This is a genomic window from Candidatus Methylomirabilota bacterium (genome assembly GCA_035315345.1).
Taxonomy (GTDB): Bacteria; Methylomirabilota; Methylomirabilia; order Rokubacteriales; family CSP1-6; genus CAMLFJ01.
On the sequence record DATFYA010000114.1, the window covers coordinates 38,574 to 52,750 of the forward strand.

The window sequence follows — 14,177 nt, forward strand, 5'->3', positions numbered from 1 at the left end:
TTTCACCCGTTGGCGACTTGACCCGTGTGTTAAGGTCACGGGCCATGACGGACGACACGCTTCATCTCGTCGCAGTGATCGGAGCCGGTCCGGCGGGACTCTTCGCTACCCGCGCGCTGGCGGCCCAGGGCTGCCGCGTCGTCCTGCTCAACCGGGATGTCAAGCCCGGCGGCCTCGCCGAATACGGCATCTTCCTGAACAAGTACAAGATGAAGGGCGGCCTCCGCCGCCAGTTCCAGAAGATCCTCAGTGATCCGCTCGTAACCTACCTCGGGCACGTGACTGTGGCGGAGCATGGAGACCTGACGATCCCGGACCTGAAGGCCCTCGGATTCGACGCGCTGGTCTTCGCCATCGGCGCGCAGGGCACCAAGTATCTGGGAATCGAGGGCGAGCGGCTGCCCGGCGTCTACCACGCCAAGGACCTCGTCTATCACTACAACCACCTGCCCCCCTTCAGCGAGCAGCCCTACCCCATCGGCAAGCGGATCGCCATCGTCGGGGTCGGCAACGTCATGGTGGACATCGCCAATTACTGCGCGCACTTCTGCGGCGCCGACGAGGTCATCGCGGTGGCCCGACGCGGGCCCTTCGAAAAGGCGTACGACGACCGCGAATTCGAGGACGTCGAGGACGCCTTCGATCACGGCCTCTATCGGCAGGAGCTCGAGCGGATCCGCCCGCGCCTGGTCGAGGCCGGCCAGGATCCCGACGAGCTGCTTGCCGCGCTCGCGGCCCGGCCCGAGCCGCAGCCGCCGGCCCGCACCCGGCTCCGCTTCCGCTTCCTCGCCTCCCCTCGGCGGGTGATCGCCGACAATGGCCACGTGGTGGGCCTCGAGGTGGAGGAGACCCGGCTCGAGCGCAAGGGCGATCGCGTCGCGGCCGTCGGCACCGGGCAGACGTCGGTGATTCCGTGCGACACGGTCGTGTTCGCGGTGGGCGACCGCGTGGACGAGCACTGCGGCCTGCCCTACAAGGACGGTCTCTATCTCACCGTGACCGGCGACGACCCGGCCGCCGCGTACCAGGTCCTCGAGCCGGCGGCCGGAACGGCGCAACCCGGCGTCTACGTGGTCGGCTGGGCGCGGCGCGCCAGCGACGGCGTCGTGGGTCGAGCGCGCCTGGACGCCGAGACCGGCATCAAGCACCTGCTCCCGTATCTCGGCGCGCGCGCGAAGCGGCCGCGCGCCGAGGCGGAGCGGACGGTCGAAGCGGTGAAGCAGGCGCTGGCCGCGCGGGGCACGGTGGTGGTCGACTATGCGGCGGTGCAGCGCCTCGAGGCCGCCGAGAAGGCGCGCGCGAGCGCGGAGAAGCTCGAGGAGTTCAAGTTCGGGAGCGATCGGGAGATGCTGGACCTGCTTCGCGACTAGCCGGGCCGTCGCCCAGCAGGAGCAGCACTGCCGCCGCGATCCCGTAGCCGGCGGCCACCTGGGCCGGCGTCGCGCCGGCCATCGCCCACGGCCAGAACACCGCGCCGTCGGGCAGCGGCGAATGGATCACCCCGAAGAGCGTGGCCAGCGCGGCGACCGCCAGCACCGCCCCCGCGACACGCAGCCGCTGCTCGATGATCGCCACCAGGGCCGAGCCCCAGAGCAGCGCGGTCACGATGAACCCGTTGCCGAGCACCAGCAGGGCCGCCCACACGACCCGGCCTTCCCCGGCCAGATCGGCCGCGCTCCGGCCCGCCGAAGCGAGCAGCTGATTGCCCTCGATCAGCACGAGCGCCGCCACCGCGGGAATGAACGACACCGCCACCGCGGGGGCGTGGCGCGCGGGCGAGGCCAGGAACGCCTGCGCGGTGATCTGCAGGCCCACGAACACGAGGATCGGCGCCACCGCGGCGTCCGGCAGCAGCGCGACCAGCAGCGAGACGATGCCGACTGCCGCGCCCACGCCGATGACCAGGCCGGTGGCCAGGGTGTAGCCGGCGCGCGCGCCCATCGCCTTGTAGGCCGGGTGGCCGATGTACGGCGTGTTCTGGATCACGCCGCCGCAGCAGCCGGCCGCCATGGTGGCCAGCGCCTCGGTGAGCAGGATGTCGCGGGTGCGGTAGCCGTCGCCCGCCACGATCGCGGACTCGGTGTTGTCGATGCCACCCACCACGGTGGCCAGCGCGAAGGGCACCGCCAGCGGCAGGTAGGAGAGCGTCGCGTCGAGCGCGCCGATCCACGAAAGCGTCGGCACGGGCAGCGCGAGCCCGATGGCCCCCACCGCGAGCGCCGGATGCGGCGCGGGCGCCGCGGCCGCGGAGGCGAGCGCCCAGCGGCCCCAGTAGATCGCGGTCCCCGCGAGCACCGCGACCAGGGCACCCGGCACCCCCCACGGCATGCGTCGATGCCCCACCAGCGCGGCGAGCACGATGGTCAGCGAGACGATGCCCACGAGCGGATCGGCGAAGATACGGAGCGACGGCAGGAATGCGATCAGCAGCACCGCGACCCCCGCGATGGAGCCGAGCAGCGCGGCCCGCGGCACCAGCGCCCGCACCCAGTCGCCCGCGAAGGCGAGCACGAGCTTGATCGCGCCCATCGCCACCGTCACCCCCATGCCGATCTTCCAGGCGAGGATCGGATCGCGGGTGATCGTCAGGGCAGGGCCGAGCACGCCGAACACGATGCCGAAGAGCGACGGGGTGTCGACGCCGAAGGGCATCGCGGTCACGTCGTCGCGGCCGGTCCGTCGCATGAGCCGCACCGCCAGCCAGGTGTAGGCCAGGTCGCCGACCAGGACGCCGAGCGCGGTGCCGGGCACCATCACGCGCAGGACCAGATCGGCGGGGAAGCCGAAGACGCCGATCAGCAGGCTCGACAGGATGACGAAGAGGCTCAGGTTGTCGAGCGCGAGCCCGAAGAACGCGTTCCAGTCGCCGGGAGCCCACCAGCGGACGGCGGGCCCCGGCTTCACCGCGCTCAGGCGGAGCGGAGCGGGGCCGAGCCCGAGAACTCGCGTACGAGGCCGCGCACCCGCTCCGCGAGCCCGCTGCACCACGCGAGGCTGCCGCGCTGCTCGGAGACCTCGGGGAAGCCCAGCTCGACCGGCGGCTCGGGCGGCGCCGGCCGCAGCTCCTCGCCCAGCCGGAGCCGCACGCCGTAGCTCCGGCCCTCGCGCGCGCCCTCGGTGTCGACCACCGCCTCGACGCGCAGGTTCTCCCGCTTGGCGTGCGCGACCACGAAGTTCCGCAGCCAGCGAGCCACCTCCTCGTAGTCACCGCCTGAGAACATGGCCGCTCCCTAGCACTCGTTGAACCCGCAGGAGAGACACTTCTTGCAACCTTCCTCGTAGACCAGCGTGGCCTGGCCGCACTCGCGGCAGAGATCGCCGACCCGCCGCAGCGGCATCGCCCGGGCGCCCTGGCCCTGGGCGCTCTCGCCGCGCGGGACGCCGATGTGCTCGGCCAGCGTGCGCGCCAGCGCGTCGGGAAGCGAGAGCACCTTGGCCGCGCCGAATCCGGTGGGCTGCCCGCCGCCGATACGCGACAGCTGGCTGATGGCCTCCTCGAGGCGGCGGCGCGGGGTGAGCGGCGACGGCAGGCGCAGCACCAGCGACACCAGGCGGCCCAGCGCTTCCGCCACCGCCATCGTGTCGGAGCCCCCCTTGCCGACCTGCACGAAGACCTCGAATGGCTCGCCGCCCCCGTTGTCGTTGACGGTGATGAAGGCGGTGCCGATCGGCGTCTCCATCCGATACGTCGTGCCGGTGAGGCTGTGCGGCCGCGGCTTGACTCCGCGCTGGGCGGGGGCCGGCCCGGAGCCCTCGCCGCGCAGGCCGACGTTGAGCACCTGCCGGCCCTTGGAGCCGTCGCGGAAGATGGTGAGGCCGAGACAGCCCAGATCCCACGCGAGCCGGTACGCTGCGGCCACGTCCTCTTCGGTCGCGCTCTCCGGCAGGTTGATGGTCTTCGACACGCCGTTGTCGGTGTACTTCTGGAAGGCGGCCTGGTGCCGCACGTGCCAGACCGCATCGACCTCGTGGGCGGTCTTGAAGACCTCGCGCGCCGCCGCCGGCACCCCCGGCACCTCGCCGAGCGAGCCGCGGCGGGCCACCTCGGCCATGAGCCCTTCGGAGTGGAAGCCTTGATCCCGGGCCAGCCGCTCGAACGTCTCACTGAAGAAGGGCAACACCCGCTCGCCATCCGGTCCCTTGACCCGATGCTCGAAGGCGAGCGCGAAGACCGGCTCGATCCCCGACGAGCAGCCGGCGATCATCGAGATGGTCCCGGTGGGCGCGATGGTGGTCACGGTGGCGTTGCGGCGCGGGCGGCCGTGCTGGTAGATCGAGCGGCTCCAGTGCGGGAACGGGCCGCGCTCCTCGGCCAGGCGGATGGACTGGTCGTGCCCCTTCTCGCTGATGAACCCCATCAGCCGCTCGGCCAGCTCGAGGGCCTCCTCGCTGTCGTAGGGAATGCCGAGGGTGAACAGGAGATCCGCCCAGCCCATGATCCCGAGGCCGATGCGGCGGTTGGCTTTCACCATCTCATCGACCTGGGGCAGCGGATACGGATTGACCTCGATGACATCGTCGAGGAAGCGCACCGCCAGGCGCACCACCCGCTCCAGCTCGCTCCAGTCGATCTCCCAGCGGCCCGACCGCTCGACCGCGAACTTGGCCACGTTCACCGAGCCGAGATTGCACGCGTCGTTCGGCAAGAGGGGCTGCTCGCCGCATTGATGGACGACCAGGCCGTTGGCGATCATCGAGTGGCTCTGCGGCTCGGTGAGGTCGAAGACCGGGCGACGACCCGCCGGCTCCACCGCCGCCACCGGATCGCTGAACTTCTGCACGTACGACCCGGCGTAGCGTACCGGCTCGAGCCGACGCTGCTTGTCGTTGCTGAAACCGACCTCACGCAAGAAGCGCCCCCGGGACTTTCCGAAGATGCCGAGCTCGAACAGCGTCCCGTCCGAGCCGTACGACCGGAATCGGCCGGCCTTGGCGCGGTATCCGAACAAGCCCTCGCGCCGCGGCCGCGACCGGTCCATCACCTGACTCTTGATCCCGAGATGCAGGAGCAGGAGCTGCACCCCCTGGAGCAGCGTACGACTCCGGGAGCTGAGCGCGATCCACGAGCGGTTGGTCTTGGGGTTCTCGCGCACCGTCCCCTCCGCCGAGAACAGCCCCTGCAGGAACCCCACCACCGCCGAGCGCGGCGCATGGAAGAGAGCGGCCGGCACGGTCTTGTCGCCCGCCTTCACGGCACGGACCCCGAGGCCCTCGAAGAACGCCGCGAAGAACTTGCCGGCGTACATCAGGTGCTTGACCCCGCGGGCGCGCGTCCACACGCGAGACGGCCGGCCGTGCCACGCGTCCATCAGCGCCGCGATGCGCTCGAGCGCGGCGCGGTCCTCCCGGCCGAACACGAACCCGACCCGCGGATACGACGCCGCACTGGATCGCAGCCAGCCGTCGCCCACCAGCCAGCCCAGCACGAAGCCGAGGTCGCCGCTCCACTCGGTGGGGAGGGCGTGCCGGTAGCGGCGGCCGTTGCGCCCGATGAACTCGGCGGGGGCGGGTGACGGCAGCGCGCGGCCGATGGCGAAGGCGCCCGGATCGCTCTGGATCCACACCCGATCGCCTCCGACGCGCAGATCGGCGGCGGCGACCCATCCCCGGTCCGTCATCAGCCGGTGGTCGGGCGTGCAGGTGAGCGCGTAACCCGCCGCGGTGCGCACCGTGACCGTCTCCCGCTCGCCCGTGCAGAACGCCTGGCTGATGGGCAGGCAGCCCTCTCCGTACGCCGACAGCGGCACGTCGTGGGTGCCTTCCCAGACCATGAGGCGGGCCGGCAGCAGGCGCTGATCCACCTTCACCGCGATGCCGCCCGCTTGGAAATCCGCCGCGAGCCGCTCCATCCGCAGCAGACCGCGATCGGTAGCCACCAGCACGTCGCCGTCGAGACAGGGATTGGTCGCCTCGATCAGGCCCAGCTCCGGCGTCGGGTTGGCCGGGCTGCGATTGATGCGATCGATGAAGATCATCCCCGGATCGCCGGTGCGCCACGCCGCGCGCACGATGCGGGCGAAGACGTCCCGCGCGCGAAGGCGGCCGGTCACCTGCCCGGTGCGCGGGTTGATGAGGTCGTACTCGCGGTCCGCCGCGAGCGCCTCCATGAAGACGTCGGTGGCCGCGACCGAGATGTTGAAGTTGATGACCCCGCCGTCCAGCTTGCACTCGATGAACTCGAGGATGTCCGGATGGTCGACGCGCAGGATCCCCATGTTCGCGCCGCGGCGCGCGCCTCCCTGCTTGACCGCCTCGGTCGCCGCATTGAACACGCGCAGGAACGACACGGGTCCCGAGGCCCGCCCGCCGGTGGAGTGCACCACGTCGTCCTTGGGGCGCAGCCGCGAGAACGCGAAGCCGGTGCCGCCTCCGGACTGCTGGATGATGGCGGCCGCCTTCACCGACTCGAAGATCTCCTCCATCGAGTCGCCGACCGGCAGGACGTAGCAGGCCGAGTACTGCAGCGCGTTCTGCTTGCCCGCGTTCATCAGCGTGGGCGAGTTGGGCAGGAAATAGCCCTCCACCATCATGTCGTAGAACGCGGTGGCGACCTCCGAAACCGCGGCCTCGCTGCGCCCGAACCGACCTTCTGCGGTGGCGATGGCGAGCGCCACGCGCCAGCACATCTCTTCCGGGGTCTCGCGCACGAGGCCGTCCTCGCGCGCGAGATAGCGCTCGCGTAGCACGCGCAGCGCAGGCTCGGACCAGCGCCCCATCTTCGAGGGGCGCGCCTCGTCGGGCGTGACCTTTTTTCCGACGTCCTTCTCTTCCACTCCGGACCCCCTTTGGTCGCCCCAGACCCGGCCCAGCCGGGTACTTCGGGTGGTAGGCCCGACCCGAGAGACACCTGTACGTGGGGGACGAGCCAGACTATCTCACAAACTTGACTACCGTCCAAAGGTCCTTACAATTGGCCGGAATTGACTCCTCGAGGCGCCTTTTCATTCCCGCAGCCGGCGGGCCGCCCCTCCGCTGATGACCCGCTCGTGAAGGTGCGCAGGACTCGAGGCTGATGTTTATCTCCACGCGGTTATGCCATGCTCGAAGCGTGCTTTCCCCGCCGTGCGGCGGAACGCGAACCCCTACGACAGGGAGATCCGGCATGATGCAGGTGCGCTTCCGTCTTCTCCTGGCTCTGGCCCTGACCCTGGTGGCGTCAGCGGCGCCGGTCGGGGCCCAGACCCCCGCGCCGACCACTCCGGCGCCGACCGGCCCCACGCCGGTCCCGGGTACCAGCACCATGCCGGCGCCGGCCACCCCGGCCATGGCGATGCCGCCACGCGAGCCGCTGACCCCGCCCGCCGGAATCCGCCCCTTCGCGACGCCGCAGGAGATCGTCGGCCGCGAGCTGGGGCTCGAGGAAGCGGTGAACATCGGGCTCGAGAACGCGCCGGTGATCGTGGCCCGCATCGGCGACTACATCGCGGCCCAGCAGCGCGTGAACCAGGCGCTGAGCCCGATGTTCCCGCAGCTCAGCAGCAGCGGGAACTTCGGTCGCGCCCGGCAGATCAGCCCGGCCAGCGGCGGCTCCGCCACCAACGACTTCGGCTCCATCAACGCGACCCTCTCCCAGCTCCTGTGGGACTTCGGCCGGACCTGGGCCGCCAAGGACGTGGCCAAGTACACCGCCGACGCGGTCAAGGAGCTGCTGGAGACCCAGAAGCTCGACATCGCGCAGCTCGTGAAGACGCAGTACTTCACCCTGCTGCTCTCCAAGCGGCTGGTCCAGGTCAACCTGGCCGCCCTCGAGCGCGCCGAGGTCAACCTGCGCAGCGCCCAGGGATTCTTCCAGGTCGGCACCCAGCCGAAATCGTTCGTGACCCGCGCCGAGGTCGATGTGGCCAACGCGCGCGTGAACGTCATCCGCGCCCAGAACGCGGTGAACCTGGCCCGGGTAGCGCTCAATACCGCGATGGGGATCGCGATCAACTCGCCCACCGAGGTGCGCGACCTGCTCTCGTACCAGCAGTACCCGACCGACCGGTCGCAGCTCGTCTCGGAGGCGCTCCGAAACCGGCCCGAGTACCGTCAGGTGAGGGCCCAGTTCGACGCGGCGGAGGCGTCGGTGCGGCAGACGTTCCGCGACTTCTTCCCGAATCTGTTCGCGAGCGGGACGTACGGGATCGCCGGGGTGTCCGGCGGGCCGGCCTTCAACCAGCGGGTCACCAACGGCTTCGTCGACTACGGCAACCAGTGGAACGTGGGCCTGACGCTGAACTGGAACATCTTCGACGGCGGCAACCGCATCGCCCGTTACAAGGAGGCCAAGGCCAACGTCGAAGCCTCCCAGGCGCGCGTGCGCGACACCGAGCTGCAGATCTGGCAGAACGTGGAGCAGTCGTACCTGAACCTGGGCGAATCCGAGGCGCGCATCGGCGCGGCCCAGAAGGCGGTGGAGTCGGCGGGCGAGAACTACCAGCTGGCGCGCGGGCGCTTCGACGCGGGGGTGGCCAACATCATCGAGCTCACCGACGCGCAGCTGGCCCTGACCCAGGCGCAGTCCGACGAGGCGCAGGCCCTCGCCGACTACCGGATCGCGATCGCGCGGCTGGAGCGCGCGCTCGGCCGACACTAGGAATACTCGCCGCCGCCGGCTCGTCGAACCAATCGTGAAGCGTCGGCTCTTCTGGATCATCGGCATCGTGGTCGCCGCCGGGCTCATCACCGGGGGCTACCTCTACACCCAGGGGATCGGGGCCCGCCCGGCCTTCCGCACTGCCGCGGTGACCCGCGGTCCCCTGACCTCCGCGGTATCCGCGACCGGCACCCTCAACGCGGTGATCACGGTCCAGGTGGGCTCGCAGATCTCGGGCCAGATCAAGGAGCTGCACGCCGACTTCAACTCGGTGGTGAAGAAGGATCAGCTGATCGCCCGCATCGACCCCGAGTCGTTCGAGGCCAAGGTCAACCAGACCAAGGCGCAGGTGGACGCGGCGCGGGCGTCGGTGCTGAACCAGCAGGCGGTGGTCGAGAAGACCCGGGCCGATCTCGAGAACGCCCGCGCCGCCCTGGCCGCCAGCCGAGCCAATACCGCCAAGGCCCGGGTGACGGTGGTCGACTCCAAGCGCACCCTCGGTCGCAACCACGACCTGCGCACGCGCGGGCTCATCGCCCAGGCCGATGAGGACACCGCGCAGGCCGCCTACGACTCCGCGGTGGCCCAGCAGGAGGCGTCCAAGGCCCAGGAAGAGGCCCAGGCCTCCGCGGTCCGCTCGGCGGAAGCGCAGCTGCGCGTGGCCGAGGCGATGCTGACGAACGCCAAGGCCCAGGTCGCTCAGAACGCGGCCGCGCTCCGGCAGGCCCAGGTCGACCTCGACCGCACCTTCATCCGCGCCCCGGTGGACGGCGTCGTGGTCGGCCGCAACGTGGACCGGGGCCAGACCGTCGCCGCGAGCCTGCAGGCGCCCACCCTGTTCACCATCGCTCAGGACCTCCGCAACATGCAGGTGGACACCAACGTCGACGAGGCCGACGTCGGCCGCGTCAAGCTGGGCCAGAGCGTGACCTTCACGGTGGACTCCTTCCCGGGCCGCACGTTCAGCGGCGAGGTCGTGCAGATCCGAAAGGCGCCCCTGGTCGTGCAGAACGTCGTCACGTACGATGTCGTGGTGAGCGCCAAGAACCCGGACCAGCGCCTCCTGCCCGGCATGACCGCCAACGTGCGCATCGTGATCGAGCAGAAGGACAACGTGATGCAGGTCCCGAACGCGGCGCTGCGCTTCCGCCCGCCCGGGGTCGAGGCCACCGAGCGCGAGCGCCCGGCGCGGCCGTCCGGAGGCGGTCGGGCCGGGGGTCCTCCCGCGGGGCGGGTATGGATCGTCGGCACCGACGGCAAGCCGACCGCCGTTCCGCTCCAGCTGGGCATCGGCGATGGCACCTACACCGAGATCGCGAAGGGCGACCTCAAGGAGGGCGAGCAGGTGATCGTGGGCCTCGCCATCCCGGGCGAGCGTCCGCCGCAATCCGGGTCCGCCCCGCGCATACGGCTCTGAGATGGCGGAGGCCCTCATCCGCACCGAGGCCCTCGTGAAGGACTACCATCTCGGCTCGCGCAAGATCCACGCGCTCCGAGGCGTCTCGGTGGCCATCCGGCCGGCGGAGTTCGTGGCGGTCATGGGGCCGTCGGGCTCCGGCAAGTCGACCTTCATGAACCTGCTCGGCTGTCTGGACACGCCGACCTCGGGCCGCTACCACCTGGACGGGCTCGACGTATCGCGCATGGGCGGCGACGCGCTCGCGCGGGTGCGAAACGAGAAGATCGGCTTCGTGTTCCAGACGTTCAACCTGCTGCCCCGCACCACCGCGCTCGAGAACGTGGAGCTGCCGCTGCTCTACAGCGCGGCGCTGCCCCGGGACCGGCAGGCCCGCGCCCGGGCCAAGCTGGCCGCGGTCGGCCTCTCCGAGCGCGAGCATCACCATCCCGCGCAGCTGTCCGGCGGCCAGCAGCAGCGGGTGGCCATCGCGCGGGCCCTCATCAACGAGCCGGTGCTGATCCTGGCCGACGAGCCGACCGGCGCGCTGGATTCACGCACCAGCGTCGAGATCATGGCGCTGTTCCAGGACCTGAACCGGGAGGGCATCACGGTGGTGGTGGTCACCCACGAGGCCGACATCGCGCGCTACGCCGGCCGCGTCCTGAGCTTCCGCGACGGTCACCTCACGCGCGACGAAGCGGTCCGCGACCGGCTGGTCGCCCGCGACCTTCTCGCCACCCTGCCCCAGGGTGAGCAGGCCGACGAGGAGGACGTGGAAGCCGAGGCGGCCTCCACATGAACCCGCTGGCCAGCGCGCGCATCGCGGTGCGGGCCCTGCGGGTCAACAAGCTGCGCAGCGCCCTCACCATGCTGGGCATCGTGATCGGGGTGGGCGCGGTCATCACCATGGTGGCGGTGGGCGCCGGCGCGCAGGCGCGAGTGGCCGAGCAGATCCAGAGCCTGGGCGCGAATCTGATCATCATCTGGCCGGGCACGGTCAACCTCTCCGGCGTCCGGCTCGGTGCGGGCGCCCAGGCCTCGCTGTCCGAGGACGACGCGTGGGCGATCCAGAGCGAGATCCCTCTCGTGGAGGTGGTCGCTCCGCACTCGCGCGGCAGCGCCCAGGTCGTGTACTCCAACCTCAACTGGGCCACCGTCATCCTGGGAGTGACGCCGGAGTACTTCTCGGCGCGGGACTGGGACGTGATCTCGGGACGGATCATGACCCAGGAGGAGGTAGACGGCGCCTCCAAGGTCGCGCTGGTGGGCCAGACGGTGGCCCGCAACCTGTTCGGCGAGGAGGATCCGCTCGGACAGGTGATCCGCATCAAGAAGGTGCCGTTCACGATCATCGGGATGATGGACCGCAAGGGCCAGACCACCTACGGCCAGGACCAGGACGATCAGATCCTGATCCCGCTGTCCACCGCCAAGAAGAAGGTCCTGGGCGGCAACCTGGCCAAGGGCCGCGCGGTCGGGACCATCTCGATCAAGGTCCGCGAAGCCTCCATGATGAAGGAGGCCGAGAACGAGATCCGGGCGCTGATCCGGCAGCGTCACCGCCTGCTGCCCCATCACGAGGACGACTTCAATCTGCGCAACCTGTCCGAGGTCCTCGAGTCGCAGGAGGCGTCGTCCCGGGTGCTGACCGTGCTGTTGGCCGCCATCGCTTCGGTTTCGCTCCTGGTAGGTGGAATCGGTATCATGAACATCATGCTGGTCTCGGTCACGGAGCGGACGCGCGAGATCGGCCTGCGGATGGCGGTGGGCGCCCGGGGCCGGGACATCCTCGCCCAGTTCCTGGTGGAGGCGGTCACCCTCTCGCTCATCGGCGGCGCCATCGGCGTCGGCGCGGGCCTCCTGGGCTCCTACGCGATCGCCTACTTCGCGGAGTGGCGCACCCTGCTCCAGATCGACGCGATCCTGGTAGCGTTCGGCTTCTCGGCGGCGGTCGGCATCTTCTTCGGCTTCTATCCGGCCCGCAAGGCGGCGAGCCTCAATCCGATCGACGCGCTGAGATACGAATGATCGGCCGCCGATGGCTGGCGGCCGGCCTCCTGTTCGCTCTCGGCACCGCCGCCCACGCGCAGACGTTCACGCCTCAGTCGCCCTCCCGTCTCTCGGTGAGCTTCACCGCCGAGCGCGTGGGCAGCGGGCGGGTGCTCGTCTACGGCGAGGTGCGCAACGGCACCAACGCGACCTGCGAGCGGGTGATCGTGGGCGTCGAGGGGCTCGACGAGAACGGCCGGGTCGTCAGCCGCGGCCGCGGCTACGTGTTCGGCGTCGTGCCCCAGCGGGGCAGCTCACCGTTCGAGGTCCGGCTGTCCTCGCCCGGCACCGAGAAGCGCTATCGGGTCGAGATCGAGTCCTTCCAGTTCTCCTCGTCCGGCAACTGATCGTCTCGAGGTGAAGAAGCGGAAGCCTGCGCGTCCTCGTCGCTCCCCGGACCGGCGGCGGCGCGCGAAGCGCGCCCGGGCTCGGGCCCTCCGGACGTCGCCGGTCCCGCCTCCCGCCCCCGTCCCGCCGGCGCCGGCCCTGCCGCCGCCGTCGATCGGGCCGGTCGCCACCCAGGTGGAGCAGCATGGCCTGCCGGTGGTCGCCGAGCTGGGACGCGTGGTCCGAGGATCGGGCGCCGGCCGCGAGAAGCTGGAGCGGGCGATGCGGATCCTGTTCGCGGCCTATGGAGCCGACGATCCGGACTTCGCCGGGCTGTTCCTCACCGGCTGGGCCCGCGCGCGCCACGACAAGCAGTTCCGGCTCACCCTCGCCTGGCAGCGCGAGCAGATCCGCCTCTGCATCGAGGAGATCCTGAGCGAGGGCGTCCGGACACGTGGATTCCGCCGCGATCTGGACGTCGGCGCGCTGGCGATGGTGATCGTGGGCGCCGCCGAGAGCTGTCTGCTGCAGGCCGCCACCGAGGGCGGCAGCGTGACCGGCGACCGCGTCATCCAGAGCCTGCTCGCTCTGACCGACGCCGGGGCGAGCGGCGGGCCGCTCAGCGGGGCTTGAGCTCGATCCGGTAGCCGTCCGGATCCTGGATGTACAGCGATGGCCCCGAGCCGAATGCGCCGCGTCGATCCACGATCTCCGAGTCGATGGTGACGCCCCGGGCCCGGAGACGATCGCGCACCGGCGCCAGATCCGGACAGCGGATCGACAGGCAGAAGTGGTCGAGCCCTCCCCCGGTGCCGCGCTCGCCGGGCAGCAGATCGATCAGGTGCTCGCCGAATCGCATCTGCACGAGCGCGATGCGCTCGTTGACGTGGTCCAGCTTGCAGCCGAGCATCTCCTCGTAGAAGCGCCGCGAGACCGCCTGGTCCCGGACGTGCAGCACCACGTGGTCTAGACCGAGCGGCTCGAACCCCTGGCTCATCGGCGCACCCCCAGCACCACGAGGCACAGCACCCCCGCGATCATGGTCACTCCGTTCAGCGCACCCGAGACCCGGTGCAGTCGGGCGAAGATCAGCGCCTCCAGGGTCCCGGGATGGCTGATCGCCGCGCGCGCGGCATGGGCCGCCGGCAATATCGCGAGCCAGGCATAGAGCGTGGCCGCGAGCATCACGGCCACCAGCAGCAGCGGCAGCCAGTCCCCGAGCCGAAGCCGCCCCAGCGCGGCGCGGGCGACGAGCGCCGCGAGCGCGACCGCGCCGAGGGCCGTGCCCCCCAGGTAGTAGCGCGGAAAGATCACGCTCACGAAGCGGCCCGCCGCCTCGCGATCGAGCGTGGTGAACGCGGCGGGCGCCACGATTCCCGCGAAGAACACCATCACCGAGAGCCACGCGAGGACCGCGCCCGCCGCCACGATCTTCATCGGGGCCTACGATATAGGCCGCGGGCCGGCATCGCAAGGCGAGCGACGCGTTGACAGCCCGCGTGCGGGCCCCTAGGATCGGGCGCGAGTCCCGTGAGCATCGGTCAGCGCATCCGGACGCTGCGACGACTGTCCCCGACGTGGCGGGCGACCGCGCTCGCGGAGGTCGCCGCGCAATGGCACGATCCCTTCCGCGTGCTGATCGCCTGCATCCTATCCTTGCGCACGCAGGACCGGACCACTGGTCCGGCCGCTGCTCGCCTCTTCGCCGTGGCCGACACGCCGGCGGCCATGCTGGCGCTCCCGGCGCGGCAGATCGAGCGGCTGATCTATCCGGTCGGATTCTATCGCACGAAGGCGCGGGTGATCCGGGGACTGTGTCGCGACCTG

13 protein-coding genes are annotated in these 14,177 nt (G+C 70.8%); 8 read left to right on the forward strand and 5 right to left on the reverse strand.

The window, feature by feature from the left end; all coding sequences use genetic code 11:
• The first annotated feature begins 44 nt into the window (after nt 1-44).
• Nucleotides 45-1,370 carry an FAD-dependent oxidoreductase gene (locus VKN16_16085; protein HME95727.1) on the forward strand — a complete coding sequence of 442 codons (1,326 nt, stop codon included), beginning with the start codon at nt 45-47 and terminating at the stop codon, nt 1,368-1,370.
• Here the strand turns inward: VKN16_16085 and VKN16_16090 are convergent.
• The 3 genes from VKN16_16090 to VKN16_16100 are packed head-to-tail and all read right to left on the reverse strand — an operon-like array spanning nt 1,324 to nt 6,773.
• The gene (locus tag VKN16_16090) at nt 1,324-2,904 is read right to left on the reverse strand and encodes an MFS transporter (protein ID HME95728.1); all 1,581 of its coding nucleotides are present in this window, start codon (nt 2,902-2,904) and stop codon (nt 1,324-1,326) included. The two genes, VKN16_16085 and VKN16_16090, sit on opposite strands and share 47 nt — an antisense overlap.
• A 5-nt stretch (nt 2,905-2,909) precedes the next feature.
• Nucleotides 2,910-3,221 (reverse strand): hypothetical protein, encoded by a 312-nt coding sequence (locus tag VKN16_16095; GenBank protein HME95729.1) that lies wholly within the window; start codon nt 3,219-3,221, stop codon nt 2,910-2,912.
• 9 nt (nt 3,222-3,230) lie between these two features.
• Nucleotides 3,231-6,773: a ribonucleotide reductase N-terminal alpha domain-containing protein gene (locus tag VKN16_16100; GenBank protein HME95730.1), complete on the reverse strand. Its 3,543-nt coding sequence runs from the start codon at nt 6,771-6,773 to the stop codon at nt 3,231-3,233.
• 329 nt (nt 6,774-7,102) lie between these two features.
• On the opposite strand from VKN16_16100, the gene VKN16_16105 reads away from it, so the two are divergent.
• Genes VKN16_16105 through VKN16_16130 form a run of 6 tightly spaced genes read left to right on the forward strand, consistent with a single transcriptional unit; the run spans nt 7,103 to nt 12,983 of the window.
• Nucleotides 7,103-8,575 (forward strand): TolC family protein, encoded by a 1,473-nt coding sequence (locus tag VKN16_16105; GenBank protein HME95731.1) that lies wholly within the window; start codon nt 7,103-7,105, stop codon nt 8,573-8,575.
• Between the two features lie 34 nt (nt 8,576-8,609).
• On the forward strand, nt 8,610-9,992 hold the full coding sequence (locus VKN16_16110; GenBank protein ID HME95732.1) for an efflux RND transporter periplasmic adaptor subunit: 1,383 nt from the start codon (nt 8,610-8,612) through the stop codon (nt 9,990-9,992).
• Nucleotide 9,993: 1 nt separating this feature from the next.
• A complete protein-coding gene (locus VKN16_16115; GenBank protein ID HME95733.1) occupies nt 9,994-10,773 on the forward strand; it encodes an ABC transporter ATP-binding protein in 780 nt (259 codons plus the stop codon).
• Nucleotides 10,770-12,002: an ABC transporter permease gene (locus tag VKN16_16120; protein ID HME95734.1), complete on the forward strand. Its 1,233-nt coding sequence runs from the start codon at nt 10,770-10,772 to the stop codon at nt 12,000-12,002. Before VKN16_16115 ends, VKN16_16120 begins: the two co-directional genes overlap by 4 nt.
• A complete protein-coding gene (locus VKN16_16125; GenBank protein HME95735.1) occupies nt 11,999-12,370 on the forward strand; it encodes an FxLYD domain-containing protein in 372 nt (123 codons plus the stop codon). Before VKN16_16120 ends, VKN16_16125 begins: the two co-directional genes overlap by 4 nt.
• Before the next feature lie 10 nt (nt 12,371-12,380).
• Nucleotides 12,381-12,983 (forward strand): TetR family transcriptional regulator C-terminal domain-containing protein, encoded by a 603-nt coding sequence (locus VKN16_16130; protein HME95736.1) that lies wholly within the window; start codon nt 12,381-12,383, stop codon nt 12,981-12,983.
• On the opposite strand, the gene VKN16_16135 is transcribed toward VKN16_16130, so the two are convergent.
• Nucleotides 12,970-13,347 (reverse strand): VOC family protein, encoded by a 378-nt coding sequence (locus tag VKN16_16135; protein ID HME95737.1) that lies wholly within the window; start codon nt 13,345-13,347, stop codon nt 12,970-12,972. The two genes, VKN16_16130 and VKN16_16135, sit on opposite strands and share 14 nt — an antisense overlap.
• Nucleotides 13,344-13,787: a DUF4149 domain-containing protein gene (locus VKN16_16140; GenBank protein HME95738.1), complete on the reverse strand. Its 444-nt coding sequence runs from the start codon at nt 13,785-13,787 to the stop codon at nt 13,344-13,346. Before VKN16_16140 ends, VKN16_16135 begins: the two co-directional genes overlap by 4 nt.
• A gap of 93 nt (nt 13,788-13,880) precedes the next feature.
• On the opposite strand from VKN16_16140, the gene VKN16_16145 reads away from it, so the two are divergent.
• On the forward strand, nt 13,881-14,177 hold a 297-nt coding region (locus tag VKN16_16145), incomplete at its 3' end, for an endonuclease III (GenBank protein HME95739.1).

Bases quoted from the DNA above. Each gene is read 5' to 3' on its own strand.
- VKN16_16085 (HME95727.1), top strand. From the start codon at position 45: ATGACGGACGACACGCTTCATCTCGTCGCAGTGATCGGAGCCGGTCCG.
- VKN16_16095 (HME95729.1), bottom strand. From the start codon at position 3,221: ATGTTCTCAGGCGGTGACTACGAGGAGGTGGCTCGCTGGCTGCGGAAC.
- VKN16_16105 (HME95731.1), top strand. From the start codon at position 7,103: ATGATGCAGGTGCGCTTCCGTCTTCTCCTGGCTCTGGCCCTGACCCTG.
- VKN16_16115 (HME95733.1), top strand. From the start codon at position 9,994: ATGGCGGAGGCCCTCATCCGCACCGAGGCCCTCGTGAAGGACTACCAT.
- VKN16_16120 (HME95734.1), top strand. From the start codon at position 10,770: ATGAACCCGCTGGCCAGCGCGCGCATCGCGGTGCGGGCCCTGCGGGTC.
- VKN16_16125 (HME95735.1), top strand. From the start codon at position 11,999: ATGATCGGCCGCCGATGGCTGGCGGCCGGCCTCCTGTTCGCTCTCGGC.
- VKN16_16135 (HME95737.1), bottom strand. From the start codon at position 13,347: ATGAGCCAGGGGTTCGAGCCGCTCGGTCTAGACCACGTGGTGCTGCAC.
- VKN16_16140 (HME95738.1), bottom strand. From the start codon at position 13,787: ATGAAGATCGTGGCGGCGGGCGCGGTCCTCGCGTGGCTCTCGGTGATG.